1 protein-coding gene is annotated in these 571 nt (G+C 44.8%); it reads right to left on the bottom strand.

Annotated features, from left to right (window positions below; all coding sequences use genetic code 11):
- Nucleotides 1–571, bottom strand: a 571-nt coding sequence (locus JMW90_RS13610; RefSeq protein WP_476705332.1) for a [protein-PII] uridylyltransferase family protein, incomplete at both ends; no start/stop codon positions are given.

The raw sequence follows: 571 nt of genomic DNA, 5'->3' as shown, positions 1-571 counted from the left end.
AGCTCATACAGCGCCTGCATTGCCTTCAAACAAGATTTGACCTGTAGCTGCGGATGCCGTCCGCCATAAATCAACTGGAAAGCTTGAACGATAAACTCGATATCTCGAATACCACCAGCACCGAGTTTGATATTATCCAAATCTTCACGCTGGGCGACTTGATTTTGGATCAGAGACTTCATCTCTCGTAATGCCGAAAAAGCACTATAATCGACGTAATATCGAAAGACAAACGGCTTAATAAGTGCTTGAATGTCGTCATAGAATGGTCGCTCTATGTGTCCAACCACACGGGCTTTTAACCAAGCAAATCGTTCCCATGCCCGCCCATGCTGAGAAAAGTACTTTTGCAACGCCGATAGATGAATCGCTAAATCACTACCATCGCCCCATGGGCGCAGGCGCATATCTACCCGAAACACAAAACCATCTGCTGTATTATTATCAAGCAGCTTAATAATACCTTGACCAAGGCGCGTCATAAAACGTTTATTGTCGATACTGCGTGTGCCTTTGGTTTTATCCCCATCAGTTTCACCGCGCGCTTGATGGATAAAAATCAGGTCAATAT

This window comes from Psychrobacter glacincola (genome assembly GCF_904846215.1).
Taxonomy (GTDB): Bacteria; Pseudomonadota; Gammaproteobacteria; order Pseudomonadales; family Moraxellaceae; genus Psychrobacter; species Psychrobacter glacincola.
Note: the sequence above shows the minus strand (reverse complement) of the source record. Positions and strands in the feature narration are given on the sequence as shown.